This window comes from Actinocorallia sp. A-T 12471 (assembly GCF_033875155.1).
In the GTDB taxonomy this organism is placed as follows: Bacteria; Actinomycetota; Actinomycetes; order Streptosporangiales; family Streptosporangiaceae; genus Actinocorallia.
In genome coordinates this window covers 260,097-286,109 of record NZ_JAWZTE010000010.1, presented here as the reverse complement: position 1 = coordinate 286,109, position 26,013 = coordinate 260,097, and the positions used below count along the sequence as shown (strand labels likewise).

23 protein-coding genes are annotated in these 26,013 nt (G+C 71.1%); 12 read left to right on the top strand and 11 right to left on the bottom strand.

What is annotated here, in order from left to right; translation table 11 throughout:
- Positions 1 to 159: 159 nt before the first annotated feature.
- Positions 160 to 1,521: a glutamine synthetase family protein gene (locus R9X44_RS25945; protein WP_319816888.1), complete on the bottom strand. Its 1,362-nt coding sequence runs from the start codon at positions 1,519 to 1,521 to the stop codon at positions 160 to 162.
- Positions 1,522 to 1,798: 277 nt separating this feature from the next.
- On the opposite strand from R9X44_RS25945, the gene R9X44_RS25940 reads away from it, so the two are divergent.
- The 4 genes from R9X44_RS25940 to R9X44_RS25925 all read left to right on the top strand — a co-directional run bounded on the left by R9X44_RS25940 (position 1,799) and on the right by R9X44_RS25925 (position 7,247).
- Entirely contained in the window at positions 1,799 to 2,557 is a 759-nt protein-coding gene (locus R9X44_RS25940) for an arginase family protein (RefSeq protein WP_319816887.1), read from the top strand.
- A gap of 57 nt (positions 2,558 to 2,614) precedes the next feature.
- Positions 2,615 to 3,163: an EF-hand domain-containing protein gene (locus R9X44_RS25935; protein WP_319816886.1), complete on the top strand. Its 549-nt coding sequence runs from the start codon at positions 2,615 to 2,617 to the stop codon at positions 3,161 to 3,163.
- On the top strand, positions 3,163 to 4,185 hold the full coding sequence (locus R9X44_RS25930; RefSeq protein ID WP_319816885.1) for a terpene synthase family protein: 1,023 nt from the start codon (positions 3,163 to 3,165) through the stop codon (positions 4,183 to 4,185). Before R9X44_RS25935 ends, R9X44_RS25930 begins: the two co-directional genes overlap by 1 nt.
- 68 nt (positions 4,186 to 4,253) lie before the next feature.
- On the top strand, positions 4,254 to 7,247 hold the full coding sequence (locus R9X44_RS25925; protein ID WP_319816884.1) for a bifunctional [glutamine synthetase] adenylyltransferase/[glutamine synthetase]-adenylyl-L-tyrosine phosphorylase: 2,994 nt from the start codon (positions 4,254 to 4,256) through the stop codon (positions 7,245 to 7,247).
- Here the strand turns inward: R9X44_RS25925 and R9X44_RS25920 are convergent.
- Positions 7,213 to 8,109 (bottom strand): phosphatase PAP2 family protein, encoded by an 897-nt coding sequence (locus tag R9X44_RS25920; protein WP_319816883.1) that lies wholly within the window; start codon positions 8,107 to 8,109, stop codon positions 7,213 to 7,215. The two genes, R9X44_RS25925 and R9X44_RS25920, sit on opposite strands and share 35 nt — an antisense overlap.
- Before the next feature lie 188 nt (positions 8,110 to 8,297).
- Entirely contained in the window at positions 8,298 to 8,693 is a 396-nt protein-coding gene (locus R9X44_RS25915; RefSeq protein ID WP_319816882.1) for an OsmC family protein, read from the bottom strand.
- 214 nt (positions 8,694 to 8,907) lie between these two features.
- Here R9X44_RS25915 and R9X44_RS25910 point away from each other — a divergent pair, with 214 nt between their 5' ends.
- Both R9X44_RS25910 and lipB read left to right on the top strand, forming a co-directional pair.
- The gene (locus tag R9X44_RS25910; protein ID WP_319816881.1) at positions 8,908 to 9,636 is read left to right on the top strand and encodes a peptidase E; all 729 of its coding nucleotides are present in this window, start codon (positions 8,908 to 8,910) and stop codon (positions 9,634 to 9,636) included.
- An 82-nt stretch (positions 9,637 to 9,718) separates the two neighbouring features.
- Positions 9,719 to 10,387 carry a lipoyl(octanoyl) transferase LipB gene (gene lipB / locus R9X44_RS25905; RefSeq protein ID WP_319816880.1) on the top strand — a complete coding sequence of 223 codons (669 nt, stop codon included), beginning with the start codon at positions 9,719 to 9,721 and terminating at the stop codon, positions 10,385 to 10,387.
- A 12-nt stretch (positions 10,388 to 10,399) separates the two neighbouring features.
- Here the strand turns inward: lipB and R9X44_RS25900 are convergent, their stop codons facing one another.
- A complete protein-coding gene (locus R9X44_RS25900) occupies positions 10,400 to 10,876 on the bottom strand; it encodes a DUF1877 family protein (RefSeq protein WP_319816879.1) in 477 nt (158 codons plus the stop codon).
- 123 nt (positions 10,877 to 10,999) lie between these two features.
- Positions 11,000 to 11,320, bottom strand: coding sequence for a YbjQ family protein (locus tag R9X44_RS25895; RefSeq protein WP_319816878.1), 321 nt, complete (start codon positions 11,318 to 11,320; stop codon positions 11,000 to 11,002).
- 58 nt (positions 11,321 to 11,378) lie between these two features.
- Between R9X44_RS25895 and lipA the strand changes: the two genes are divergently transcribed.
- Both lipA and R9X44_RS25885 read left to right on the top strand, forming a co-directional pair.
- Positions 11,379 to 12,311, top strand: coding sequence for a lipoyl synthase (gene lipA, locus R9X44_RS25890; protein WP_319816877.1), 933 nt, complete (start codon positions 11,379 to 11,381; stop codon positions 12,309 to 12,311).
- A 10-nt stretch (positions 12,312 to 12,321) separates the two neighbouring features.
- The gene (locus R9X44_RS25885; protein ID WP_319816876.1) at positions 12,322 to 12,999 is read left to right on the top strand and encodes a DUF4191 domain-containing protein; all 678 of its coding nucleotides are present in this window, start codon (positions 12,322 to 12,324) and stop codon (positions 12,997 to 12,999) included.
- A 352-nt stretch (positions 13,000 to 13,351) separates the two neighbouring features.
- Here R9X44_RS25885 and R9X44_RS25880 read toward each other — a convergent pair whose 3' ends face one another.
- Positions 13,352 to 13,825, bottom strand: a complete 474-nt coding sequence (locus R9X44_RS25880) for an RDD family protein (protein ID WP_319816875.1) — start codon at positions 13,823 to 13,825, stop codon at positions 13,352 to 13,354.
- 134 nt (positions 13,826 to 13,959) lie between these two features.
- Here R9X44_RS25880 and glnA point away from each other — a divergent pair, with 134 nt between their 5' ends.
- Positions 13,960 to 15,384: a type I glutamate--ammonia ligase gene (gene glnA, locus R9X44_RS25875; protein WP_319816874.1), complete on the top strand. Its 1,425-nt coding sequence runs from the start codon at positions 13,960 to 13,962 to the stop codon at positions 15,382 to 15,384.
- 183 nt (positions 15,385 to 15,567) lie between these two features.
- Here the strand turns inward: glnA and R9X44_RS25870 are convergent, their stop codons facing one another.
- The gene (locus R9X44_RS25870) at positions 15,568 to 16,521 is read right to left on the bottom strand and encodes an AraC family transcriptional regulator (RefSeq protein WP_319816873.1); all 954 of its coding nucleotides are present in this window, start codon (positions 16,519 to 16,521) and stop codon (positions 15,568 to 15,570) included.
- A gap of 148 nt (positions 16,522 to 16,669) precedes the next feature.
- Between R9X44_RS25870 and R9X44_RS25865 the strand changes: the two genes are divergently transcribed.
- The 3 genes from R9X44_RS25865 to R9X44_RS25855 all read left to right on the top strand — a co-directional run bounded on the left by R9X44_RS25865 (position 16,670) and on the right by R9X44_RS25855 (position 20,546).
- Positions 16,670 to 17,494, top strand: coding sequence for an NAD(P)H-binding protein (locus tag R9X44_RS25865; protein WP_319816872.1), 825 nt, complete (start codon positions 16,670 to 16,672; stop codon positions 17,492 to 17,494).
- Between the two features lie 124 nt (positions 17,495 to 17,618).
- Positions 17,619 to 19,154 carry an acyl-CoA synthetase gene (locus R9X44_RS25860; RefSeq protein ID WP_319816871.1) on the top strand — a complete coding sequence of 512 codons (1,536 nt, stop codon included), beginning with the start codon at positions 17,619 to 17,621 and terminating at the stop codon, positions 19,152 to 19,154.
- A gap of 21 nt (positions 19,155 to 19,175) precedes the next feature.
- Complete coding sequence (locus R9X44_RS25855; protein WP_319816870.1) at positions 19,176 to 20,546, top strand: aldehyde dehydrogenase family protein; 1,371 nt, start codon at positions 19,176 to 19,178, stop codon at positions 20,544 to 20,546.
- Between the two features lie 38 nt (positions 20,547 to 20,584).
- Here the strand turns inward: R9X44_RS25855 and R9X44_RS25850 are convergent, their stop codons facing one another.
- The 4 genes from R9X44_RS25850 to R9X44_RS25835 all read right to left on the bottom strand — a co-directional run bounded on the left by R9X44_RS25850 (position 20,585) and on the right by R9X44_RS25835 (position 25,979).
- Positions 20,585 to 21,478 carry a TIGR01777 family oxidoreductase gene (locus R9X44_RS25850; protein ID WP_319816869.1) on the bottom strand — a complete coding sequence of 298 codons (894 nt, stop codon included), beginning with the start codon at positions 21,476 to 21,478 and terminating at the stop codon, positions 20,585 to 20,587.
- 35 nt (positions 21,479 to 21,513) lie between these two features.
- On the bottom strand, positions 21,514 to 22,938 hold the full coding sequence (gene sucB, locus R9X44_RS25845) for a 2-oxoglutarate dehydrogenase, E2 component, dihydrolipoamide succinyltransferase (RefSeq protein ID WP_319816868.1): 1,425 nt from the start codon (positions 22,936 to 22,938) through the stop codon (positions 21,514 to 21,516).
- A 68-nt stretch (positions 22,939 to 23,006) separates the two neighbouring features.
- Entirely contained in the window at positions 23,007 to 24,386 is a 1,380-nt protein-coding gene (lpdA, locus tag R9X44_RS25840; RefSeq protein WP_319816867.1) for a dihydrolipoyl dehydrogenase, read from the bottom strand.
- 123 nt (positions 24,387 to 24,509) lie between these two features.
- On the bottom strand, positions 24,510 to 25,979 hold the full coding sequence (locus R9X44_RS25835) for a leucyl aminopeptidase (RefSeq protein WP_319816866.1): 1,470 nt from the start codon (positions 25,977 to 25,979) through the stop codon (positions 24,510 to 24,512).
- Positions 25,980 to 26,013 lie beyond the last annotated feature (34 nt).

The following is a 26,013-nucleotide window of genomic DNA, read 5'->3' as shown; positions in this document are numbered from 1 at the left end:
TCGTTCTTGGGACGAGCAGCACGCTACGGACGCTTCCTTGCGCCACGATGAGCGTCTGAGACCCGCCGCCTGAGAGAACCCGAAGGTTCCGGTGAGAGAACCGGAGAGACGAAGAAGCCCGGCTCACCGCGCAGGTGAGCCGGGCTTTCGCGAGCCGGGTTACAGGATCTCGAGGTAGCGCTTGCGCTCGTACCCGGTGACCTGACGGCGGTAGTCGTCCCACTCGGCGCGCTTGTTGCGCAGGAAGAAGTCGAAGACGTGCTCGCCGAGCACGTCCGCGAGCAGCTCCGAGCGCTCCATCGCCTTGATGGCCTCGTCGAGCGACTGCGGGAGCGGCTGGATGCCGAGCACGCGGCGCTCGGCGGGCGTCAGCGCCCACACGTCGTCCTCCGCGCCGGGAGGCAGCTCGTAGCCCTCCTCGATGCCCTTCAGGCCCGCGCCGAGGATCGCCGCGAACGCCAGGTACGGGTTGCAGGCGGTGTCCAGCGACCGGAACTCGATCCGGGTCGCGTGGCCCTTCTGCGGCTTGTACATCGGCACCCGGATGAGCGCCGAGCGGTTGTTGTGGCCCCAGCAGATGTAGGACGGGGCCTCGCCGCCCGCGCCCGCGTCGGCGCCCGGGCCGCCCCACAGCCGCTTGTAGGAGTTCACCCACTGGTTGCAGACCGCGGTGATCTCGCCCGCGTGCTTGAGCAGGCCGGCGATGAACGCGCGGCCGACCTTGGACAGCTGGAACTCAGCGCCCGGCTCGTAGAAGGCGTTGCGGTCGCCCTCGAACAGCGACATGTGGGTGTGCATGCCCGAGCCCGGGTAGTCGGTGAACGGCTTGGGCATGAACGAGGCGTTCACGCCCTGCTCGAGCGCGACCTCCTTCATGACGAGCCGGAACGTCATGATGTTGTCGGCCGTGGTGAGGGCGTCGGCGTAGCGGAGGTCGATCTCCTGCTGGCCGGGCGCGCCCTCGTGGTGGCTGTACTCCACCGAGATGCCCATGGACTCAAGCATCGTGATGGCGCTGCGCCGGAAGTCGTGCGCCGCCGAGTGCGGCGTGTGGTCGAAGTACCCGCCCTGGTCGACCGGCTCGGGGATGGTCCCGTCCTTCGGCATGTTCTTCAACAGGAAGAACTCGATCTCGGGATGGGTGTAGAACGTGAACCCCAGGTCGGCGGCCTTGCCGAGGGTGCGCTTCAGCACGTGCCTCGGGTCGGCGTAGGACGGGGTCGCGTCCGGCATGAGGATGTCGCAGAACATGCGCGCGACGCCCGGGGCCTCGGCCCGCCACGGCAGGATCTGGAACGTGGACGGATCGGGCTTGGCGAGCATGTCCGCCTCGTGGACCCGGGCGAAGCCCTGGATCGCCGATCCGTCGAATCCGATGCCTTCGGCGAACGCGCCCTCGAGCTCGGCGGGGGCCACGGCCACGGACTTGAGGAAGCCGAGGACGTCCGTGAACCACAGCCGGATGAAGCGGATGTCCCGCTCTTCGAGCGTCCGGAGGACGAACTCCTGCTGACGGTCCAAAACCATTCTCCCTCTTCACACCGAGCGCTGCCGGGAGGGTTCCGCTCTCACTTCCCCGACCCCGGCCTTCAGTCTGCCCTGCCGGTATTTCCCCAGCGTTACAAACCTACCCGTCCCCACCCCTCCGAGCACCCCGAGGCATCCCGTACGGCAACCCGGACCCACCCTTTACACCCCCACAACCCCCCAATTACGGCCAGACCGCAGCAGTCCACGGTTCCGGGGTTGTCACCTCAAGTGCTCGAATGATCCGGGGGATACGGGATACCGTCATCACGTGAGCGTTATCTGCGTGCCCTATCACCTCGATGAGCGGCTCCCGGCCTTCGAGGCGCCCGTGGAGGTCGACGAGACCATCACGCTGCTGCTGCCCGCCGACAGCGGGCACTGGCAGCGGATGGCCGTCCTCTACGACACCGTGGCCGACACCGTCGCCAAGGCGGTCTCCGAAGGGGACCGTCCGGTGGTCGTCTCCGGTGACTGCACGACCTCGCTCGGCGTCGTGGCCGGTCTGCAGCGGGCCGGCGTGCACCCGTCCATCGTGTGGTTCGACGCCCACGGCGACGTGCACACGCCGCGCACGTCCCTGTCGGGATACCTGGGCGGGATGCCCCTGCGCCTGCTGGTCGGGGCCAACCCCGAGGTCATCGCCGACCTGCTCGGCCTGGAGGCCGTCCCGGAGGCCAGCGTCACCCTCGTCGACGCGCGCGACCTCGACCCGCCCGAAGCCGAGTACCTGGAGTCGGCGGAGATCACCCGCTGCCCGGTCGACGACCTCGTGCTGCCCGAGGGCCCGATCTACCTGCATGTCGACTTCGACGTCATCGACGCCGCCGAGCTGCCCGGGCTGCTGTTCCCCGTCCCCAACGGGCCGTCCCGCAAGAAGGTCGCCAAGGCGGTCCGCAAGGTCCTGGAGACCGGCCGCGTCGTGGCCGTCGGCGGGGCCTGCACCTGGCACGCCGGGCACGGCTCGGCCGAGCTCGCCGAGCCGGTTCTCGCCCCGGTCTTCCACGAGACCGTCATGACGGGACTTTGACCCTGCCACAGCCTCGCATCACGCGATCGCGACCGCGCCCTCACCTACCGTGAGGGCATGTCTACCTCCGAGTTGCAGGATCGGAAGCTGGACCGGGCGTTCGACCATCTGGACGTGAACCGGGACGGCATGGTCGACCGGGAGGACCTGGCGGGCCTGGGCGCCCGCTTCCTGATCGGGTTCGGCGAGCCGCCGACCTCGTCCCCCGGCAGGACCCTCCTTGAGTCCTTCGACCTGGTGTGGGCCGCGGTGATGTCCCGGCTCGACCTCGACGCCGACAGCCGCATCGGCCGCGACCAGTTCCGCAGGGGCATGGCCGAGGCGTTCATCGTCGGACCGGACTACGAACCCGTCCTGCGCCCCGCCAACCAGGCCGTCGCCCGCATCTGCGACGCCGACGCCGACGGCCTCATCGACCCCGTGGCGTTCCGCACGATGCAGACCGCCTACGGCACCGCAGAGGCCGACATCGCGAGCGCGTTCGGCGCGCTGGACGCCGACGGCGACGGCATGCTGACCGTCAGCGAGCTGGAGCGCGCGGCCCGCGAGTTCTACACCGGCGACGACCCGCGGGCCGGCGGCAACTGGCTGTTCGGCCGGATCTGATGGACGTCTCCCTCCTGCTCCCGCTGGCCGAGCGCATCCCCGCGCTCGTCGCCCCCTGCCGCGTCCACGAGCGCCTGTGGCCGATCGGCGAGGAGTCCACCGCGTGGGCGCGCACGCACGGCCTCGTCCTCGGCGAGTCCGACTCGACCCGGCTCGGCCGCGGCCGCTTCGAGCGGCTGGTGTGCCGGCTGCTCCCGGACGTCGCGCCCGCGCGCGCGGTGCTCGTCGCCGAATGGCTGGTCTGGCTGTTCGCCCTTGACGACCAGATAGACGACGGCGGCCTCGGCGGCTCGGCCACCGCCGTCGACGCCCTGTACGAGCCGCTCATCCTCACGCTGCGGCGCGGCGACGCGCGGCCCGGCGCGAGCGTCCTCGAGGCGTCGCTTGCCGACCTGTGGGCCCGTACCGCCCCCGGCATGAGCCAGGACTGGCGGCGCAGGTTCCGCGACCATGTCGCCTGGCACCGGCAGGGCTGCCTTGACGAGGCCGTCGCGCGCCGTACCGGCGAGCTGCCCGCGCCCGGCCGCTACCCGGCAGTCCGACGCCGTCTGCACGCCCCGTTCCTGCTCGACCTCCTTGAGCCCGCGTTGGGCGCCGAGGTACCGGCCGAGGTACTGGGCACCAAGACCTGGCAGCTGCTGCGCGACGGCACCGCCGACGTCACCGCGTGGTGCAACGACCTCGTCGCCTACACGCGCGAGGAGCACAGCCCGCTCAACCATGTCGCGGTCACCGCGCGCCAGCTCGGCCTGTCCCCGCGCACGGCGGCCGCGGTGCTCGTGCACGAGCGGATCTGGGCGCGGCTGGAAGACGTCGCGCGCGCGGCCCGCGCGCTGGACGGCGAGATGCGCAGACTGCGTCTCGACCCCGTGCGGGCGCGCGGCGTCTCGCGGGTGGCGTGCGCGATGCTCGCCGCGCCGCGCGCGCAGCTCGACTGGCTGCACGAATGCGGCAGGTACAGCCCGATGCCCGATCCGTCCGTTCCCTCACCGCGCCGTAAGCCGCGCGTAACCTTGACGTGAGATCTGTAACGTTCCGGAGACCTTGCCGCCCTTGATCCGGTGCGCGGGCGGCGGGGAGGGTTACTTTGATGGGTGTGAGTGAACGCCGTACCTCCCTCGCCGCCAGGCTCGCGCGGTTGGGCTTCACCGACGCGTCGGCGGCTGAGGAAGCCCTTGCCGCCACCCGTGGGCCTGCTTCCGGTGGCCCGCTAGACGACTCCGTAATCGACGCGCTGGGCGGGACGGCAGATCCCGACCTCGCCCTGACGGGCCTGCTGCGGCTCGCCGAAGCCGATCCAGGGCTGCCCGGCCTGCTCCAGGCCGATCCGGCCTTCCGCGCCAGGCTGCTGGCCGTGCTCGGCGTCAGCGCCGCCCTGGGCGACCATCTGACCCGCCACCCCGAGCAGTGGAACGTTCTCAGGGGCGAGCCCGTCGCGCCGAGCCCCGCCGAGCTGCGGGCCGACCTGCTGCGGGCCGTCGGGGCCGATCCCGACGCCGTCGCCCCCGTCGCCGCGCCGGGCGGGCTCGACGCCCTGCGCGTCGCCTATCGCCGCCGCGTGCTCAGCCTCGCCGGCCGCGACCTGTGCGGCGAGTGCGACGTCAGCGAGGTCGCCGCCGAACTCGCCGCGCTCGCCGACGCCGCCCTCGAGGCGGGCCTGGCGATAGCGCGGGAAGAGGTCCCCGACCACGCGCTCGCGCGCCTCGCCGTCATCGGCATGGGCAAGTCGGGGGGACGCGAGCTCAACTACGTCTCCGACGTCGACGTCGTCTTCGTCGCCGAACCCGTCGAGGGCGCGGACGAGGAGGCGGCGCTGAAGGCCGCGACCAAGATGGCGGGGGCGATGATGCGCGCCTGCTCGGCGACCACCCCCGAGGGGTCGCTGTGGGAGGTCGACGCCAACCTCAGGCCGGAGGGCAGGTCGGGCCCGCTGGTGCGCACGTTGGCCAGCCACCGCGCGTACTACGAGCGCTGGGCCAAGACCTGGGAGTTCCAGGCGCTGCTCAAGGCGCGGCCCGTCGCCGGCGACGCCGAACTCGGCAGCGCCTACCTCGAGGCGATCTCGCCGATGGTGTGGAAGGCCGCGGCGGGCGAGGACTTCGTCGCCGACGTGCAGGCCATGCGCCGCCGCGTCGAGGACGACCTGCGCGAGCGGCACGGCGAGGTCGAGCGCCAGCTGAAGCTCGGCCCCGGCGGCCTGCGCGATGTGGAGTTCGCCGTCCAGCTGCTCCAGCTCGTGCACGGCAAGGCCGACGAGCTGCTGCACAGCGCCAACACCCTGGAAGCGCTCCAGGCGCTTTCCGAGGGCGGGTACGTCGGCCGCGAGGACGCCGCCGACCTCGCCGCGGCCTACCGGTTCCTGCGCCGCACCGAGCACCTGCTCCAGCTCTACCAGCTCCGCCGCACCCACCTGGTGCCCGAGGGCCACGCCGAGCTGCGCAGGCTGGGCCGCGCGCTCGGCCTGCAAGGCGACCCCGCAGAGCGGTTCACCGAGCAGTGGCGCAAGTACGCGCGCGGCGTCCGGCGCATCCACGAGAAGCTGTTCTACCGGCCGTTGCTGCGCGCGGTCGCCAACCTGCCGGACGAGGCGCGCCTGACGCCCGAGGCGGCCCGCGCGCGGCTGCTCGCCCTCGGCTACAACGACCCGGCCGGCGCGCTGCGGCACATCGAGGCGCTCACCAAGGGCGTCTCGCGCCGCGCGGCCATCCAGCGCACGCTGCTCCCGGTGATGCTCGGCTGGTTCGCCGACGCGCCCGACCCCGACGCCGGGCTGCTCGGCTTCCGCCGCGTCTCCGACGCCCTGGGCAGCACCCCCTGGTACCTGCGGCTGCTGCGCGACGACGTCACCGTCGCCGAGCGGATGGCGCGGCTGCTGGCGTCCAGCGCCTACGTCACCGACCTGCTGCTGCGCGCCCCCGACGCGGTCACCCTGCTGGGCGGCGACGCCGAGCTCGCGCCGCGCGCGGTCGAGGACCTGCGGGCCGAGGCGATGGCCGTGGTGTCACGGCACGAGGACCGCGAGAAGGCCGAGCACGCCGTCGCCGCCGTGCGCGCGATCCGGCGGCGCGAGCTGTTCCGGGTCTCGGTCGCCGACCTGCTCGGCGTGGTCGACGTCCGCCAGGTGTGCGAGGCGCTGACCGACATCACCTCGGTGACGATCGAGGCGGCCCTCGAGGCGGCGATCAACAAGGTCGAGATGGAGCGCCGCACCCCGCTGCCGTGCGACGTCGCGGTCGTCGCGATGGGCCGCTTCGGCGGGCACGAGCTCGGCTACGGCAGCGACGCCGACGTCATGTTCGTCTACGAGGCGCACGAGGGCGTGGAGGACCGCGAGGCCCACCGCGCCGCGCACGCCGTCGCCGAGGAGCTGCGCAGGCTGCTCGCGCTGCCCGCGCCCGAGCCGCCGCTGGGCATCGACCCCAACCTGCGTCCCGAAGGCAAGTCCGGGCCCTTGGTCCGGAGCCTTTCGTCGTACGCCGCCTACTACGGGCGCTGGTCGTCGCCGTGGGAGAGCCAGGCGCTGCTGCGCGCCGACCCGCTCATCGGCCCGGCCCACCTGCGCGCGCGCTTCGCCGAGGTGATCAACCCCATCCGCTGGCCGGAGGGCGGCATCTCCGAGCGCGACGTGCACGAGATCCGGCGGCTCAAGGCGCGCATGGAGGCCGAGCGGCTGCCGCGCGGCGTCGACCGGCGCCTGCACCTCAAGCTCGGCCCCGGCGGACTGTCGGACGTCGAGTGGGTGGCCCAGCTCCTCCAGCTCAAGTACGCCTCGGAGGTGCCGGGACTGCGCACGACGCGCACGCTCGCCGCGCTGGAGTCGGCCGTGGAGTACTCGTTGCTCGAAGCGCACGACCAGCGGGTGCTCGCCGACGCCTGGGACCTCGCCACCCGCATCCGCGGCGCGGTCATGCTGGTGCGCGGCCGCGCCTCCGACCTGCTGCCGACCGACCACCACCGGGAGCGCACGGCGGTCAGCCGGATGCTCGGCTACCCCGGCACCGGCGACATGCTGGAGGACTGGCGCAAACACGCAAGGCACGCGCGCGAGGTCACCGAGCGGGTCTTCTACGGAAACGCGCGCTGACCCACGGCACGGCTTTGAGTCTCGGCGCGGTTTTGAATCTCGCCGCGCCGAGGGCCGCGCCGAGCGCGCCCAGCACGAGGGCGACCCCGGCCACCACGTCCAGGACGTAGTGGTTGGCGGTCGCCAGCACCACCGCGAACGTGCACACCGGGTAGATGACGCCGAGCAGCCGCGTCCACCAGCGGCGGCCGTGGACGGCGAGCGCGATCCCGCACCACAGCGCCCAGCCCGCGTGCATCGACGGCATCGCCGCGTACTGGTTCGTCATGGCCGCCGACACGTCCGACGCGTACAGGCCGGGCGTCCCGAAGACCGTCACGGGGTCCAGGAAGCCCTCGGAGGGCAGGAAGCGCGGCGGGGCGAGGGGATAGAGCCAGAAGCCCACGAGCGCCAGTCCTGTGGCCGCCACGAGGGCCGTGCGCAGCGGCGCGTAGTGCCGCGCGCGGGCCAGGTAGAGCCACACGAGGACGGCGAGCGTCACGGCGAAGTGCGCGCCGAGGTAGAACAGGTTCGCCGCGAGCGACAGCGCCTCGCTCGCCACGAGCGCGCGGTTGAGCGCGAGCTCCACGTCGAGGAACATCGCGCGTTCGACGTCGAGGACCGCCGCCGCGTTGGCGAACGCCCGCGCGGGGCCGCCCGGGTCGTTCAGCAGAATCCTGACGAGCGAGTACGCGGCGTAGAAGACGACGACGAGCAGCAGTTCCCTGCGGACCGACGGCCGCAGCGACGACGGCGTCGGCTGCGTCGGGGGAGCGGGGGCGGGCTTGCGGGGAGCGGGCTTCGGGGTTGGGTCGGGGAGCGGCGGTGGGACGGACACGGCGTCCGCCGCGCGCGGCGGCGCGGCGGCGACCGGTCCGCCCAAACCGGTCAGGCCAGGTTGACCAGGGGCAAGGGGGGCGATGCGCACCATGCAGTCCATCGTCCGGTGGGGGACACGGGTCTGTGATCACCGGAGCGGACGGTCTTCGCCTAGCCTTCTGGGTGGACGCCCACCCCGAGAGTCCTCCGGGAGAACCGGGAGTGCGGCCCTCGCGGAGCGGGCCCGGGAACTCAGGGAAGGCGCTGCTCGACCGGCATCGGGTTCTTCAGCGCCTTGCCGACCGGGCAGTACCGCTCGTGGACGCGCTCGGCCACCGCGCGGAAGACCTCCCCGGCCTTCTCGTCCTCAGGGGGGAGTTCGACGTCATACGTGATGGTGAAGGACCTCAGCTCGGTGTCGGAGACCTTCTCGGCCTCCACGACCGTCGCCAGGGCGTTCAGCCGGTGGCCGCGCTTGGTCGTCAGCGGCTCGACCGTCGCCAGCTCGCACCCGCCGAGCGCGGCGAGCAGCAGCTCGACGGGGGAGAACACGTTCTCGTCACGGATCGAGCCGATCTCGATCCTGCCTCCCCGCCCGTTGGTGGCGACGAATCCGGTCTCGGTGCGTTCGACCCGTACCGACGGCATGGTTCCTCCCGGTGCCCGAAGATCTGCTTGCGTCCGCAACGGTAGCGCCCGCGCGATCATCCCCATTCCTCGTCGAGGATGTCCCCAGAAACGCGGAAACGCCTTTCCCTGGCTGTCCGTAGCCGTACGGTGACTCTGCAAGGGGTTCTGACTGCCTTCCGCCAACGGGGGTACCGGGAACCCTGGGGACCGCCCACGAGAACCGGGAGCACAGTTGAGCACTGACGGACAGCCGCACATCCTCGCCATCGGCGGCGGGACCTTCGTGTCCAACGGCAGGTTCGGCCTCGACCCGAGCCCGCTGCTGCGCTACGCCTTCGACCTGACGGGCCAGGACCGCCCGCGCGTCTGCTTCCTGGCCACCGCCCTGGGCGACCAGCCCGAGCGCGTCGCCCTCATGTACGAGGCGTTCGGCAGGATGGACGCCGAGGTCAGCCATCTCGCGCTGTTCCCCATGCCGAACATGGAGGACCTGCGCGGCCACCTGCTCGCCCAGGACCTCGTCTACGTCACCGGCGGCAGCGTGGTGAACCTGCTCGCGCTGTGGCGCGCGCACGGCCTCGACGAGGTCTTCGCCGAGGTGTGGCGCTCGGGCGTCGTGCTCGCCGGGCAGAGCGCGGGCGCGCTGTGCTGGCATTCGGGCGGCAACACCGACTCCTACGGGCCCGCGCTGCGCCCGCTCACCGACGGGCTCGGCCTGCTGCCGTACTCGTGCGGCGTCCACTACGACAGCGACGCCCAGCGCCGTCCGCTGCTGCACTCCTCGATCGCCTCGGGCGAACTGCCCGACGGCTACGCCGCCGACGAGGGCGTCGCGCTGCACTACGTCGGCACCGAGTTCGTCCAGGCGGTCGGCTCCGGGCAGTCCGGGCGCGCCTGGCGGATCGAGCGCGACGGGACGGGGGTGAAGGAGACCCCGATCGAACCCCGCCAGCTCCGGTGACCGTCGGGCGGATCGTCAGGCGGCTCAGTTCCCGCTGAGGTCGGGAGGGTCGGCGCGGGGGGCCGTCGAGTATGGTCGGAGCGTGATTTTTGTGCATGCGGGCTTCGGTGACCAGGCTGTTCCCTACGAGGAAGGGTGGGCGCTGCAGCGCCGCACCCACGAGCGCCGGGTGGCCGACGCCGTCGAGGACACGGTGATCATGCTGGAACACCAGCCGGTCTTCACCGCGGGCAAGCGCACCGAACCCCTCGACCGCCCGTTCGGCGACCCCGGCGCGCCGGTGATCGACGTCGACCGCGGCGGCAAGATCACCTGGCACGGGCCCGGCCAGCTGACGGTCTACCCGATCGTGCGGCTGCCCGACCCGATCGACGTCGTCGCCTTCGTCCGCAAGGTCGAGGAGGCGATGATCGGGGTGCTCGCCGAGTTCGGCGTCGAGGGCGTGCGGGTCGAGGGGCGCAGCGGCGTGTGGATCGTCGACGGCAAGGGCCCCGACCGCAAGCTCGGCTCGGTCGGCCTGCGCGTCTCCCAGGGCGTGACGATGCACGGCATCCAGATCAACTGCGACTGCGACCTTGGCTGGTTCGACAAGATCGTGCCGTGCGGGATCAGCGACGCCTCGTCGACCTCGCTCACCCGCGAGCTCGGCAGGACGGTGACCGTCCGGGAGGTGCTCCCGCTGGCCGAGCGGCACATCGCCAGGGAGCTGGGCGCGGCGGAGACGTTCCACCGCACCCTTGCCCAGCTCTGAGGGACGCGGGCGTCAGCCCATCGTCTTGAACACCGCCTCGCCGCGGTCGGCGGCGTCGGTGAAGAACCGGCCGAGCGCGTCGTAGCACGGCCGGAACAGCTTGTCGCGCGCGTCCTCGCCCCAGGCTTGGACGCCCTGCACGTCGGCCTCGGCCATCGCGACGAGGTCGAACCGGCGTGAGGGGAAGGGCGTCGCGGACAGGTGGTCGGCGGCGACCTTCACCCTGTCGGGGGACAGGAAGATGATGTCGAAACCGAGGGCCTCGTTGCCGTCCTCGGTGAGCAGACGCCCCCCGCAGACGATGTCGGCCTCGGGCGAGCGCCCCTCCCACGGATCACCCGTGATCAGGTAGTGCAGGCCCTGCCAGTTTCCGCCCAGGTCGAGCACCCGCCCGGTGTGGGCCTGCCGCCAGCCGGCGGCACCGAACACCCTGCGCCCCGCTTCGCCCGGGTCGGCGCCTCCCTCCACGGGCAGCCTCAAATAGGTCATGGCCAGCGCCACGGCGGTTCCTCTCCCTTGCTCCAAGCTTGACAACAGCGAGTCACCCTAGGGAGTTCGGCGGCGGCCGGGGGCGCGAATCGCGGGAATCGGCTCCCAAGCGCCCCCCGATTGTTATAGAGGCCGTATTCTGACGGCGGTTCCGTAGGCGCAGATCTCCGTTCCGGTGTCGCGCAGGTCGTTGCTCTCGTACCGGACGGCGAGGATCGCGTCGGCGCCCTTGGCCCTGGCGTTCTGGATCAGCCGCTCGCGCGCCTGCATCCGGAAGTCGTGCAGCTCGCGCGCCAGCCCCTGCGGCTCACCGCCCAGGAACGTCTTGATCCCCGCCTCGATGCTCGACAGTCCGCTGCGGACCATGACGGTGAGACCGAACACATCTCCGATGACCTCGGTGACCTCGTAGCCGGGGATGTCGTTCATGGTGGACACGATCACGGGGGCACGGCCTTCCTTGGGGGCGTGAGGGGGCCTTTCCTGGACGTACTCTAAACGTGTGAGTGCTGTGGCCCCAGAGGGACGGAAGCTGCTGCGGCTTGAAGTCCGCAACGCAGAGGTGCCGATCGAGAAGAAGCCGCCGTGGATCAAGACACGGCTGAAGATGGGCCCTCAGTACAAGGAGCTGACCCAGCTCGTCAAGGACGAGGGTCTGCACACGGTCTGCCAGGAGGCGGGCTGTCCCAACATCTTCGAGTGCTGGGAAGACCGGGAGGCGACCTTCCTGATCGGCGGAGACCAGTGCACGCGGCGCTGTGACTTCTGCCAGATCGACACCGGCAAACCCGCCGATTACGACACCGGCGAACCCGTCAGGGTGGCGGAGTCGGTGGCGTCGATGGGGCTGAGGTACGCCACCATCACCGGCGTCGCCCGCGACGACCTGCCCGACGGCGGCGCGTGGCTGTACGCCGAGACCGTACGGCAGATCCACCAGCAGGTGCCGGGCTGCGGCGTCGAGCTGCTCGCGCCCGACTTCAACGGCGTGCCGGAACTGCTCGGCGAGGTCTTCGCGGCCGCGCCCGAGGTGTTCGCGCACAACCTTGAGACGGTCCCGCGGATCTTCAAGCGGATTCGTCCGGCGTTCCGCTACGAGCGGTCCCTTGACGTCATCACCCAGGCGCGCGCTGCGGGGCTCGTCACCAAGTCGAACCTGATCCTCGGCATGGGCGAGACCCGCGAGGAGGTCTCCGAGGCGCTGCGCGACCTGCACGGCGCGGGCTGCGAACTGATCACGATCACGCAGTACCTGCGGCCGACCCCCCGCCACCACCCCGTCGAGCGGTGGGTGAAGCCCGAGGAGTTCGTCGAGCTCCAGGACGAAGCCGCCGAGATCGGGTTCGCCGGGGTGATGTCCGGACCCCTGGTACGGTCCAGCTACCGCGCGGGACGCCTGTACCGGCAGGCCATTGAGGCCCGCGCCGATCACTAGGATGAACAGCATGGCAGAGAACGAACAGCCCGGGCGGTTCAAGCAGATCCGCATGGTCGCCGGGATGGTGGCCAAGGCCGACCGCAAGGCGCTCCCCATCGTCTTCGGCTCGGCGCTGGGCACGCTCGCGATCTTCGTGCTGATCGGGATCTTCGTCGGCCCGCTGTGGTTCATGATCCCGCTCGGCCTGATGCTGGCGATCATCGTCGGCCTCGTGATCTTCGGGCAGTTCGCGCAGCGGACCCAGTACCGGATGCTCGAGGGGCAGATCGGGGCGGCCTACGGCGTCCTTGACACGATGCGGGGCAACTGGGTCGTCACCCCGGCCGTCGCGGGCAACCGCAACATGGACGTGGTGCACAGGGTCGTCGGGCGTCCCGGCGTCATCCTCGTGTCGGAGGGGCCGTCGAGCCGGGTCGGGTCGCTGCTGGGCGCGGAGAAGAAGAAGGTCTCCCGGCTCGCCGCGGGCGTCACGATCTACGACATCCAGGTCGGCACCGAGGACGGCCAGGTGCCGCTCGCCAAGCTGCAGAACAAGCTCGCGAAGCTGCCGCGCAACCTGACCAAGGCGCAGGTCAACGACCTGAACGACAGGATGCGCGCGTTGCCGCAGCGCCCCGCGGCCCCCGGCGGACCGATGCCCAAGGGCGTCCGCCTCCCCAAGGGCCCCAAGCCCCCCCGCCGCTAGACGATCCCCCCGACCTCCGGTCGCGGGCCCGTCGGCGTTCGCGGGCTGGGCCGGGAGGCCGGAGGGGCCGTGGGCGTCTTGCGGGGACGTTCGCGGAGGGGCCCGTCGGGGCGAGCCGGAGGCCAGAGGAGGCGCGTCGGCGTCTTGCGGGGGCGTTCCGCTTCCGGGAGGCCGGAGGGGGCCCGGTCGGCGTTTGTGGGGTGGGCCGGAGGCCGGTAGGGGCCCGTCGGCGTTGTGGGGTGGGTTTGTGCGGCCGTCAGGGCGCGTCTGGTGGCTTGGGGGAGGTGTCGGGCATAACCGCTATGTCGGGCGGGTGGTGGGTCCGTCACGGGGCTCAGGGGCCCGGCGGGGGTCAGTACTCGATGACGGCGGTGTTGGCGGCGCGGTCGTGCAGGCCGCGGTGGTCGCGGTCCCACAGGAGCGCGGGGACCATCAGGCCGAGCAGCAGCGCCCGCGCCGCGCCCCACAGCGGGCCGACCGGACGGCCGTCGAGCCTGACGACGCGCAGGCCCGCGATCCGCTTGCCGAGGGTCGTGCCGACGAACGCGACCCCGATCCACGCCTGCAGCAGGAACACGCCGAGGTTCAGCCACACCCCCGCCTGGTCGGACCAGCCGAGCACGCCCGAGATCCACCCGGCGACGAGCATCGAGGCGAACCAGTCGATCAGCAGGGCGACGAGCCGTCTGGCGTAGCTGGCGGCCGAGCCGGAACCGCGCTTGGGGAAGCCGAGGCGCTCACCGGGATAGCCCAGGTCCGCGCCCGCCGTGCGGGCGCCGGTCAGCCAGGTTCCGGTCCAGTTCGGGCCCTTGTCGTTACCGCTCACCCCACAAAACTACCGGTACCGGCCAGGCGGACTGTCGTGCCCCGCCATCTCCGAGGGCGAAGCGTAGGCTTGGCTGGCGGGTTACAAGGATGTGACCTCGTGAGATCGGTAGAAAAGCCCGTTGAGGAGGCTGGATGTTCAGCAGCGCCGAGGAAGTCCTGAGCTACATCCGGGAGGAGGACGTCCAGTTCATCGACGTCCGTTTTGTCGACCTGCCCGGCACGGTGCAGCACTTCACGTTTCCCGCCTCGAACTTCGGTGAGAACGTCTTCACCGACGGACTCATGTTCGACGGTTCGTCCATCCGCGGATTCCAGGAGATCCACGAGTCGGACATGCTCCTGCTGCCGGACCCGTCGACCGCGGTGATCGACCCGTTCCGCCAGCACAAGACGCTCAACATCACCTTCTTCGTGCACGACCCGCTGACGGGCGAGCCCTACAGCCGCGACCCGCGCAACGTCGCCAAGAAGGCACAGGACTACCTCGTCGGCACCGGCATCGCCGACACCGTCTACTTCGGGCCGGAAGCTGAGTTCTACGTCTTCGACGACGTGCGTTTCCGCACCGCCGCCAACGAGGGCTTCTACTTCCTCGACTCGATCGAGGGCGCGTGGAACACCGGACGCAAGGAGGAGGGCGGCAACCTCGGCGCGAAGCCCCCCTACAAGGGCGGCTACTTCCCCGTCCCGCCGATGGACCACTACACCGACCTGCGCTCGGAGATGGTCCAGCAGCTCATCGGCGTCGGCATCGACGTCGAGATGCAGCACCACGAGGTCGGCACCGCCGGTCAGGCCGAGATCGACATCCGCTTCGCGCCGCTGCTGCAGTCGGCCGACCAGCTGATGCTCTACAAGTACGTGGTGAAGAACGTCGCGCGCCAGCACGGCAAGGCAGTCACGTTCATGCCGAAGCCGATCTTCGGCGACAACGGCTCGGGCATGCACTGCCACCAGTCCCTCTGGAAGGACGGCAGCCCGCTGTTCTACGACGAGGTCGGCTACGCGGGCCTGTCGGACACCGCGCGCTTCTACATCGGCGGCCTGCTCAAGCACGCGCCCGCCCTGCTGGCCTTCACCAACCCGACGGTGAACAGCTACCACCGCCTGGTCCCCGGCTACGAGGCCCCGGTCAACCTGGTTTACAGCCAGCGCAACCGCTCGGCCTGCATCCGCATCCCGATCACCGGCACGAACCCGAAGGCCAAGCGCATCGAGTTCCGCGTCCCCGACCCGTCCTGCAACCCGTACCTGGCCTTCGCCGCCATGCTCATGGCCGGCCTCGACGGCGTCAAGAACAAGATCGAGCCCGTCGAGCCCGTCGACAAGGACCTCTACGAGCTCCCCCCCGAAGAGGCCCGGGGCATCCCCCAGGTCCCCGGCTCCCTGGACGCCGTCCTCACCGCCCTGGAAGCCGACCACGACTTCCTCCTGGAAGGCGGCGTCTTCACCCAGGACCTCATCGAAACCTGGATCACCTACAAGCGCGAAAACGAACTCGACCCCATCCGCCTCCGCCCCCACCCCCACGAATTCGAACTCTACTTCGACGTGTAGCAGGATTCCCGCCCCGGGGATGACAAGATTATTAGGTTAGGCTAACCTAAGTGTTGCGTCGGCGGGGTGGTCGACGCGGTTCGGTCGGGTGTCCGGGTTCGGGTGTTCGCAGGCTCAAGCCGGAGCGGGCGCCCGACCGAACGGGGCAGGCCATGAGGCGACGGGAGTGAGTTCCCCGTCGCCTCACGGCGTTGGGGGGCGGCGCAGCGAGCCGGGGGAGGCCGCGTAGGCGCGGCGGAAGGCTCGCGAGAAGGCGGCCTCGGACTGGTAGCCGACGCGGCGGGCGATCGTCTGCAGGGGGTCGGGGGAGTCCTGGAGGAGCGCGTGGGCCAGGGCAAGGCGCAGGGACGTCAGATACTGGCCGACGGGCTCGCCGACAAGTCCGGTGAAACGGGCGGAGAAGGACGAACGGGATAGGCCGGAGGCGTGTGCGAGGGCCGCGACGGTCCAGGGCCGCGCCGGGTCCCGGTGGATGAGCGCGAGCGCCCGCCCGACGTGCTCGTCCCGCAGCGCCGCGAGCCAGCCCTGACGGGCCAGCGGCGAAGCGTCGAGCCAGGCGCGGATGGCCTGGACGACGAGCACATCCGCGAGCCTGGTCAGCACGGTCTCACCGCCGGGTCGCAGCGCCGCCGCCTCCCTGGCGATGAGCCGGACGGTCCCGGCGAGCCACCCGTCGTCGTCCCACGCGCCGGTGTGCAGCACCTCGGGCAGATGCGCGACCAGGCGGCGGCCGGTCGGATGGTCGAGCCGGACGACCCCGTACAGCGCGAGCGCCGCTTCGCCCCCGCCGCCGTACCGCATGATCTCGTACCGTTCGCTGACCTGCTCGACGGGGATGTCGAACAGCGGGACGGGCGCGCCGCCCTGCCCGTCGTGCAGGGTGTGCGGGACGCCGTGGGGCACGAGCGTGATGCTGCCCGCCTCAAGCGCGCGGGGCGGCGCACCCTCGACCTGCAGGACGCCCCGGCCCGAGGTGACGACGACGAGCGCCATGCACCCGTCGAACGCGGGCATCGCGATGGACCAGGGCGCGGTGAGTTCGGCGCGGCAGTAGAGGGTCCCGGTCAGGCGCAGCAGGTGGAGCGCGTCGCCGAGCGGGTCCGGCGTGGGCGACGGAGGCCCGGGATGGTCCGGCATGCCGCCCATGGTCGCAGCGGGACGCTGAACGTCCAAGGTTCCGGACGATCTGCAAGGAACAGCGGATTTTCCATCATTGATCATCCGAATCCCGGCGTCGATGCTGGACGTGACACCGACCGATGTGTCACCGACCAAGGGAGAGATCATGCGGAACCCGGCAATTCTCGTCGTAGGGGCCACGGGCAAGACCGGCAGGCGTGTCGCGGCGCGGCTCAGCGCGCGCGGGGTCGCGGTCAGGGGAGTCTCGCGCTCCTCGTCCCCCGCCTTCCACTGGGCGCAGCCTGAGACCTACGCGGCGGCGTTGAAGGGCGTCACTGCCGCGTATGTCACCTATCACCCGGACCTCAACGCGCCGGAGGCGCCTGACGCGATCACTGCGTTCGTCGAGGAGGCCCGCGCCCAGGGCGTCAGGCGGCTGGTGCTGCTGTCGGGCAGGGGCGAGTCGGGCGCGCGGCGCTGCGAGGCGATCGTCGCCGAGTCCGGCCTGGAGTACACGGTGTTGAGCGCGGCATGGTTCGCGCAGAACTTCAGCGAGGGCGTGCTGCTCGACCAGGTGCGCGCCGGATTCGTCGCGATGGCGGCGGGTGCGGTCCCCGAGCCCTTCGTGGACGTCGAGGACATCGCGGACGTGGCGGTCGCGGCCCTCACCGGCGACGCCCACGTGAACCGCGTCTACGAGCTGACGGGCCCGCGCGCCCTCACCTTCCACGAGGCGGCCGCCGAGATCGCCGAGGCGGCGGGCCGTCCCGTCGTCTACCTGCCGATGGAACTCCCCGAGTTCCGCGCGGCCCTCGCCGAGACCGACGGCCCCGAGTACGCCGACCTCATCACCGCCCTGTGCGCCGAGGTCTTCGACGGCCGAAACGCGACCCCCACCGACGACATCACCCGCGCCCTCGGCCGCGCCCCCCGCGACTTCACCACCTTCTGCCACACCGCCGCCGCCACCTGGCGCACCGAGTCCCGCTGAGGCGGAGGACGGCTCGGTGGGGGGACGGGGTCTTCTAGAATCGGGTTCGGATAAGTCTTCCCTTACCGGTGGGTGGTGTTACAGAATGCGAAAAACGTAACACCGCTTCAACGTTGAGGTGCTCATGGATCTGGGAACCATTGCGGGTCGTACGCCGGACAAGCCGGCGGTGATCATGACGGGGTCCGGGCGTGTTGTGACGTTCGGGGAGCTCGACGCGGCCTCGAACCGGCTGGCCCAGGTGTTCTACGCGGCGGGGATCAGGGCGGGGGAGCACGTCGCGGTCATGATGGAGAACCGGTGGGAGCTGCTGGCCGTCGCGTGGGCGGCGCAGCGGTCCGGGCTGTACTACACGGCCGTCAGCAACCGGCTCACCGTCGACGAGGCCGCGTACATCGTGGACAACTGCGGGGCCAAGGCGTTCGTGGCGTCGCCGGCCGTCGGGGAGGTCGCGGCGCAGATCGCGGCGGGGAACGACAGGCTCGTGGTCAGGCTGATGCCCGAGGAGCAGGCCCCGGGCTTCGACTCCTACGAGGACGTCGTCGCGGCGGCGTCGCCTGAGCCGCTGGCCGAGCAGCTCGAGGGCGTCGACATGCTCTACTCGTCCGGCACGACCGGACGGCCCAAGGGCATCAAGCCGAAGCTCGAGCGCGTCGCGTTCGGTGAGCAGCCCGGCATCCTGTACTCGCTCATCCAGATGCTGTTCGCCCCGGACGAGGACTCCGTCTACCTGTGTCCGGCTCCGCTGTACCACGCCGCGCCGCTGCGCTACTCGATGGCCTTCCACAGGTTCGGCGCGACGGTCGTGGTCATGGAGAAGTTCGACCCCGAGGAGGCGCTGAAGGCGGTCGAGCGTTACGGCGTCACGCACGGGCAGTGGGTCCCGACGATGTTCATCCGGATGCTGAAGCTGCCGGAGGAGGTCCGCAAGTCCTACGACCTGTCCAGCATGAAGTACGCCGTGCACGCGGCCGCGCCGTGCCCGGTCCCGGTCAAGCACCAGATGATCGAGTGGTGGGGCCCGATCCTGCACGAGTACTACGCGGGCACGGAAGGCAACTGCTTCGTCTACACCGACTCCGAGGGCTGGCTTGCCCATCCCGGCACCGTCGGCAGGGTCCTGCTGGGGGAGGTGCACGTGGTCGGCCCGGACGACGAGGAGGTGTCCGTGGGCGAGACGGGCACCCTGTACTTCGGCAACGGGCCGCAGTTCGAGTACCACGGCGACCCGGAGAAGACCAAGTCGTCCCAGGACCCGCTCGGCCGCGGCTGGACGACCCTCGGCGACATCGGCCACGTCGACGCCGACGGCTTCCTCTACCTCACCGACCGCCAGTCCCACATGATCATCAGCGGCGGCGTGAACATCTACCCGCAGGAGGCAGAGAACCTCCTCGCGGTGCACCCGAAGGTCGCCGACGTCGCGGTCTTCGGCGTGCCGCACCCGGAGATGGGCGAGGAGGTCAAGGCGGTCGTCCAGCTCGCCGACCCGGCCGACGCCGGCGACGCGGTCGCCGCCGAGCTGATCGCGTACTGCCGCGACAACCTCGCGCACTTCAAGTGCCCGCGCTCGATCGACTTCCGTGACGAGCTGCCCCGCCACCCCACGGGCAAGCTCCTCAAGCGCGTCCTGCGCGACGAGTACTCCACCAAGTCCTAACAAGTCCCGGGAAGGACCGACATGTCCATACCGATCGCCGAGCAGGTGGCAAGGCTGCGCGAGACCTTCGCCGCGGACCGCACCAAACCCGCCGCGTGGCGGGTGCGGCAGCTCGACGCGCTCGGCCGGCTGCTTGCCGAGCGCGAGGACCAGATCAGCGAGGCGCTCGCCGCCGATCTGGGCAGGGACGCGTTCGAGAGCTGGCTCACCGACCTGACCTCCACCCGCGTGGAGCTCGTCGACGCCAAGAAGAATGTGCGCAAGTGGATGCGGGCCAAGCGGGTGAGCACCCCCCTCACCCTCCAGCCCGCCAAGTCATGGGTGCAGTACGAGCCGCTCGGCGTCGTGCTCGTCATCAGCCCGTGGAACTACCCGTTCTACCTCGCGGTGAGCCCGCTGATCGCGGCGCTGGCGGCGGGCAACTGCGTGGTGGTGAAGCCGTCGGAGCACGCCCCGGCGACGTCGGCGCTGCTCGCCGAACTCCTGCCCGCCTACCTCGACGCCGACGCCGTCGCCGTGGTGGAGGGGGCGGCCGAGGCCACCCAGGAGCTGATCGACCAGGGCCTCGACCACGTCCTGTTCACCGGCGGCCCCGGCATCGCCAAGGCCATCATGGCGGGCGCGGCCAAGCACCTGACGCCGGTCACCCTCGAGCTCGGCGGCAAGAGCCCGGCGATCGTCACCAAGGACTCCGACCTCGCGGTCGCGGCCCGGCGCGTCGCCTACGGCAAGTACGTGAACTCCGGCCAGACCTGCATCGCGCCCGACTACGTGCTCGCCGAGCGCGGCGTCGCCGACGCGTTCGCCCAGGAGGTCGTCAGGGCCTTCGACGCGATGACCGAGGGCAAGGGCGGCAAGGCCCGCAGGATCGTCAACGAGCGGCACGCGCAGCGGCTGACCGGCCTGCTCGACGGGCACGGCGGCAAGGTCGTCACCGGCGGCGAGTCGGCCCCCGACGACAAGGTCGTCGACTTCACCGTCGTGGTCGACCCCGATCCGGACGCGCCGCTGATGACCGAGGAGATCTTCGGCCCGATCCTGCCGATCGTCCGCTACGACTCGCTGAAGGACGCGATCGACTTCGTCCGCGCCCGGCCGAAGCCGCTCGCCGCGTACCTGTTCAGCCCGTCCAAGGACGACGAGCGGGCCTTCCTCGCCGACGTGAGCGCGGGCGGCGTGGTCGTCAACCACGTCATGTTCCATGTGCTCAACCCGCACCTGCCGTTCGGCGGCGTCGGCAACAGCGGCATGGGCGCCTACCACGGCGAGTTCGGGTTCCAGACGTTCAGCCACCGCAAGGCCGTGCTGCGCAAGCCGCAGTCGCCCGACCCGAAGCTGATCTACCCGCCCTACACCGAGGGGACCCGCAAGCTCCTGCGCCGCTTCATGTGACGTGAGGGCCCGATCCCGCCACCCCTGGGATCGGGCCGTCAGCGGCCGAACATCACGCGCAGCGCGGGTGCGAGTTCGGGGTCGGCGAAGGCGAACCCGTCGGCGAGCAGCCTGGTCGGCGCGATCCGCTGGCTGACCAGCGGCCCCTCGTCGGCGAACTCGCGCAGCGCGAGGCGCAGCGCGGGCGCGGGCACCGTGAGGAACGACGGACGCCCCAGCGCGCCGGCCAACGCCTTGGTGAACGTCGCGTTCGTGACGGGATCGGGAGACACGAGGTCCACTGGCCCGGACAGTTCGGAAGAAATCAGATGCGTCAGCGCGCGTACCTCGTCGCGCAAGGTGATCCAGCTCATCCACTGCCGTCCCGCGCCGAGCTTCGCGCCGAGGCCGAGCCGGAACAGCGGAAGCAGCGGCTTCAGCATGCCGCCGTCGCGCGCGAGCACGATCCCCGTCCTGGGGTGCACGACCCTGATCCCGGCCGACGCGGCGGGCGAGGCGGCGCCCTCCCAGTCGGCGACGACCTGGGCGAGGAAGCCGCCGCCCTGCGGGTCCTCCTCGTCGCGCACATGGTCGCCGGTCGATCCGTAGAACCCGACGGCCGACCCGCTGACGAACACACGCGGCCGCGCGTCGAGCCCGGCAAGCGCCCCCGCCAGCAGCGCGGTGCCCTTCACCCGGCTGTCACGGATCTGCTTCTTGTACGCGGCGGTCCACGGCCTGTCCCCGACGCCCGCGCCCGCCAGATGGACGACGGCGTCGCACCCCTCAAGCCCCGAAGCGTCGATCCGGCCCCCGGCCGGGTCCCAGAACACCTCGTCCGGATGCCGGGGCTCACGCCGCACCAGCTTGGAGACGACGAAGCCCTCGCCGCGCAGATGCGCGGCGAGGGCTCCGCCGATCAGTCCTGAGGCACCCGAGATGATCGCTCGCATGCCCGAAGACTAGCCGCTCAGGGCCGGGACGACCCTTACAGGCCGAGCTCCGACTCGAAGTGGCCCTCCTCGAGCCGTGCCTTGACCGTGGTGAGGAAGCGGGCGGCGTCCGCGCCGTCCACGACCCGGTGGTCATAGGTGAGGGCGAGGTAGACCATGGAGCGGATCGCGATGACCTCGCCCAGGGCCGCGTCGTTCACCACGACAGCGCGCTTGACGACCGAGCCGGTGCCCAGGATGCCGACCTGCGGCTGGTTGATGATCGGCGTGTCGAACAGCGCGCCGCGGCTGCCGGTGTTGGTCAGCGTGAACGTGCCGCCGCCCAGCTCGTCCGGGCTGACCCGGTTGGTCCGGGTGCGCTCGGCGAGGTCGGCGATCTTGCGCGCGATCCCGGCGAGGTTGAGCTCACCGGCGTCCTTGATCACCGGGACGATGAGGCCCTTGTCGGTGTCCACCGCGAAGCCGAGGTGCTCGGCGTCGTGGTAGGTGACGGTGTGCTCGGCGGAGTCGACGACCGCGTTGAGGTTCGGGTGCGCCTTCAGCGCCTCGATGGTGGCGAGGGCGAAGAACGGCAGGTACGACAGCTTGACGCCCTCACGGGCGAGGAAGTCGGCCTTGGCGCGGTCGCGCAGCCGCGCGATCTTGGTGACGTCGACCTCGACGACGCTCGTCAGCTGGGCGGAGACCTGGAGGGACTCGACCATGCGGCGGGCGATCGTCTGGCGCAGGCGCGACATCTTCTCGGTGGTGCCGCGCTTGGCCGCGGCGGCGGCCGGAACCGGAGCCGGGGCGGCCGGGGCCGACGGCGTCGCGGGGGCGGCGGCGACCGGGGCCGGAGCCGGAGCGGCGGCCTTGGCCTTGGCGGCGTCCTGGACGTCCTGCTTGCGGATGCGTCCGCCGACGCCGGTGCCCTTGACGGTGGCCAGGTCGACGCCGAGCTCCGAGGCCATCTTGCGGACCAGCGGCGTCACGTAGGCGCCTTCGGCCTCGACGGCGGGAGCGGCGGCGGCCGGCGCGGCCGGAGCTGCGGGCGGCCAGGCGGCGGGAGCGGGCTCGGGGGCAGGGGCGGGAGCGGCGGGCGCGGGAGCCGGAGCGGCGGCCTGCGGAGCCGGGGCGGGTGCCGGGGCCGGGGGCGCGGGCGGGGCCGGAGCGGGCTCCGGCTCGGGCTCGGGCTCCGGCGCGGGGGCGGCGGCGGGCGCGGCCGCGGGGGCCGGAGCCTCACCGGCCTCCCCGATGGTCGCCAGCAGCGCGCCGACCTCGACGGTCTCGTCCTCGGCGACGGCGATGCTGGTAAGCACGCCCGCGGCCGGCGAGGGGATCTCGGTGTCGACCTTGTCGGTCGACACTTCGAGCAGCGGCTCGTCGACCTCGACGGTCTCCCCCTCTTTTTTGAGCCAACGGGTGACGGTGCCCTCGGTGACGCTCTCGCCGAGCTGGGGCATGGTGACGGAGACCGGCATGGTTCTCAGCGACTCCTCTGTCGAACTGCTTCGTTTGGCTGTGTCAGCCTTGGATGGGGTTGGCTGGGTCAGCCGTGGACGTGCAGGGGCTTGCCGGCGAGCGCGAGCGCTGCCTCGCCGACGGCCTCGGACTGGGTCGGGTGCGCGTGGATGAGCTGCGCGACCTCCGAGGGCAGAGCCTCCCAGTTGTAGAGCAGCTGGCCTTCGGTGACCAGCTCGCCGATTCTCGCACCCACCATGTGGACGCCGAGGATCGGGCCGTCGACCTCGGCGATCATCTTGACCTCGCCCTGGGTCCCGAGGATCTTGCTCTTGGGGTTGCCCGCGAGGTCGTAGGTGATCTCCTTGATCTCAAGGCCGAGCTCACGCGCCTTGGCGGAGGTGATGCCGACCGAGGCGACCTCGGGGTTGGAGTAGGTGATGCGCGGGACGCCGTCGTAGTCGATCGGGGTCGGGTTGAGGCCCGCGATCCGCTCGGCGACGAGGATGCCCTCGGCGAAGCCGACGTGGGCGAGCTGGAGCGTCGGGATGAGGTCGCCGACCGCGGAGACGGTCGGGACCGAGGTGCGGCAGTACTCGTCCACGACGACGAAGCCGCGGTCCAGGCGGACGCCCGCCTCCTCGAAGCCCAGGCCCTGCGAGACCGGGCCGCGCCCGACGGCGACGAGCAGCAGCTCGGCGTCGATGGTCTTGCCGTTCTCCAGGCTGACCGACACGCCCGAGTCGGTGGTCTTCGCGCCCGCGAAGCGCACGCCGATCTCGAACTTGATGCCGCGCTTGCGGAACGCGCGCTCAAGGCGCTTGGAGGAGGTCTCCTCCTCCAGCGGCAGCAGGTGCGGCAGCGCCTCGACGATGGTGACCTCGGCCCCGAAGGAGCGCCACACGGACGCGAACTCGACGCCGATCACGCCGCCGCCGAGGATCACCACGGACGACGGGACGCGGTCGAGCTCGAGCGCGTGGTCGCTGGAGATGATCCGGTTGCCGTCGATCTCCAGGCCGGGCAGCGACTTGGGCACCGAGCCGGTGGCCAGCAGGATGTGCGCGCCCTCGTAGACGTCGTCGCCGACGGCGACGGAGGTCGGGGAGGCCAGGCGGCCCAGGCCGTTGACGATCTCGATGCCCTTGGACTTGATCAGTCCGGTGAGGCCCTTGACCGTGGTGGAGACGATCTTGTTCTTGTACCCCTGCACGCCCTCGACGTCGATGCCCTCGAACGTCGCCTTGATGCCGTAGTTCTTCGCCTCGTTGATCTCGTCGGCGACCTCGGCGGCGTGCAGCAGCGCCTTGGTGGGAATGCAACCCCGGTTGAGGCAGGTGCCCCCGAGGTTGGAATCCTTCTCGATCAAGGCGACGCGCAAGCCCAGCTCGGACGCTCGTAGCGCCGCGGCGTAGCCCCCGCTTCCGCCTCCGAGTACGACGAGGTCGTACGGGCCCTTGTTCGCCACTTGATGCTCCTTCTAAGCCGATCTACGCTGAACGACCCGGCGGGGTGAAGCCGAGAATTGCCAGGTAGGACAATCTTTTCACTTGTACTGACCGGTAGGGCCGGGGTGTGGAGATGAGACGGGTCACAGGTTCCCGTCGGCCACTTCCCTGGCGAGGCGGACCAGGGTCCGGGTCGCGGCGCCCGTTCCGCCCTTGGGGATGTATCCGTACGGCTCGCCCTTGTTGAAGGCCGGGCCGGCGATGTCCAGATGGGCCCAACGCACGCCGTCGGGCACGAATTCCTTGAGGAACACCCCTGCGGCGAGCATGCCGCCCCAGCGCTCGGAGGGGATGTTGGCGATGTCGGCGACTGGGGAGTCGAAGCCCTTGCGCAGCTCCTCGGGCAGCGGCATGCCCCACGACGGCTCGCCGACGGCCTCGGCGGCCGCCACGATCTTGGCGCGGACGTCGTCGTCGTTGGCCATGACGCCGGTGAGGCGCACGCCCAGCGCGACGAGCGCGGCCCCGGTGAGGGTCGCCACATCCACCAGCAGGTGCGGAGAGTCCTCGGCCGAGCGGACGATCGCGTCGGCCATGACGAGGCGGCCCTCGGCGTCGGTGTTGAGGACCTCGACGGTCTTGCCGCCGTAGATGGTGATGACGTCGGAGGGACGCTGCGCGGAGCCGGACGGCATGTTCTCCGCGATCGCCAGGTAGCCGATCACGTTGACCTTGGGCTTGAGCGCCGCGACGGCCTGGAGCGCGCCCAGGACCGCGCCCGCGCCGCCCATGTCGGACTTCATCCAGTCCATGCCCTCGGCTGGCTTGATCGAGATGCCGCCGGTGTCGAAGGTGATGCCCTTGCCGACGAACACGACGTTCTTGTCGGCCTCGGGGTGGGAGTAGGCGAGGCGGACCAGGCGCGGCGGGTTCACCGAACCCTGCCCGACCCCGGCGATGCCGCCGTAGCCGCCGTCGACCAGCGCGCGCTCGTCGAGGATCTCGATCTCCAGGCCGGACTCCTTGGCCACGCGGTCGGCCACGTCGGCCAGGTCCTCGGGCGACAGGTGGGACGGCGGGGTGTTGACCAGGTCGCGCACGAGGGTGACGGCCTCGGCGATCGCGGTGTCCTCGGCGACGCGGCCCTCGGCGTCGGCGGGGGCCGCGAGCAGCAGCTCCTCGACGGTCTCCGGCTGCTCGCCGGTGCGGTAGCGGGCGAAGGCGTAGTTGCCGAGGAGCGCGCCCGTGGCGACGGCGGAAGCGGAGTCGGCGTCGGAGGCCGGAAGCGCGAGGGCCGCCTTCGCGGTGCCCGCAAGTGCGCGTACCGCGGCACCCGCGGCGCGGCGCAGGGTCTCAGCTGAGGGATCGTCGCCGAGGCCGACGGCCACGATGACCGAGGCGGGCAGCGCGCCCAACGTCGGGAGTTTGTGCACCTCGCCCGGCTTGCCGGTGGCGCCGACGGCTTGCAGGGCCTCGACGAGGCGCCCGCCCAGGGCCTGGTCGACCCCCGCGGCGCCCGGCGCCAGCGCGGGACCGGGCAGGACGCCGACGACGACCGCGTCGACGTCCAGGGAGGCCGGTTCGTTCTGGGTGAGCTTGAGATTCGTCGTCACGTCTCTCGACCTTACTCGCCCCCCGCACCGGATT

Coding starts and splice junctions, on each gene's coding strand:
- R9X44_RS25850 (WP_319816869.1), bottom strand. CDS start 21,478: ATGCGAGCGATCATCTCGGGTGCCTCAGGACTGATCGGCGGAGCCCTC.
- R9X44_RS25855 (WP_319816870.1), top strand. CDS start 19,176: ATGTCCATACCGATCGCCGAGCAGGTGGCAAGGCTGCGCGAGACCTTC.
- R9X44_RS25935 (WP_319816886.1), top strand. CDS start 2,615: ATGTCTACCTCCGAGTTGCAGGATCGGAAGCTGGACCGGGCGTTCGAC.
- sucB (WP_319816868.1), bottom strand. CDS start 22,938: ATGCCGGTCTCCGTCACCATGCCCCAGCTCGGCGAGAGCGTCACCGAG.
- glnA (WP_319816874.1), top strand. CDS start 13,960: ATGTTCAGCAGCGCCGAGGAAGTCCTGAGCTACATCCGGGAGGAGGAC.
- R9X44_RS25925 (WP_319816884.1), top strand. CDS start 4,254: ATGGGTGTGAGTGAACGCCGTACCTCCCTCGCCGCCAGGCTCGCGCGG.
- R9X44_RS25915 (WP_319816882.1), bottom strand. CDS start 8,693: ATGCCGTCGGTACGGGTCGAACGCACCGAGACCGGATTCGTCGCCACC.
- R9X44_RS25860 (WP_319816871.1), top strand. CDS start 17,619: ATGGATCTGGGAACCATTGCGGGTCGTACGCCGGACAAGCCGGCGGTG.
- R9X44_RS25870 (WP_319816873.1), bottom strand. CDS start 16,521: ATGCCGGACCATCCCGGGCCTCCGTCGCCCACGCCGGACCCGCTCGGC.
- R9X44_RS25885 (WP_319816876.1), top strand. CDS start 12,322: ATGGCAGAGAACGAACAGCCCGGGCGGTTCAAGCAGATCCGCATGGTC.
- R9X44_RS25930 (WP_319816885.1), top strand. CDS start 3,163: ATGGACGTCTCCCTCCTGCTCCCGCTGGCCGAGCGCATCCCCGCGCTC.
- R9X44_RS25900 (WP_319816879.1), bottom strand. CDS start 10,876: ATGACCTATTTGAGGCTGCCCGTGGAGGGAGGCGCCGACCCGGGCGAA.
- R9X44_RS25865 (WP_319816872.1), top strand. CDS start 16,670: ATGCGGAACCCGGCAATTCTCGTCGTAGGGGCCACGGGCAAGACCGGC.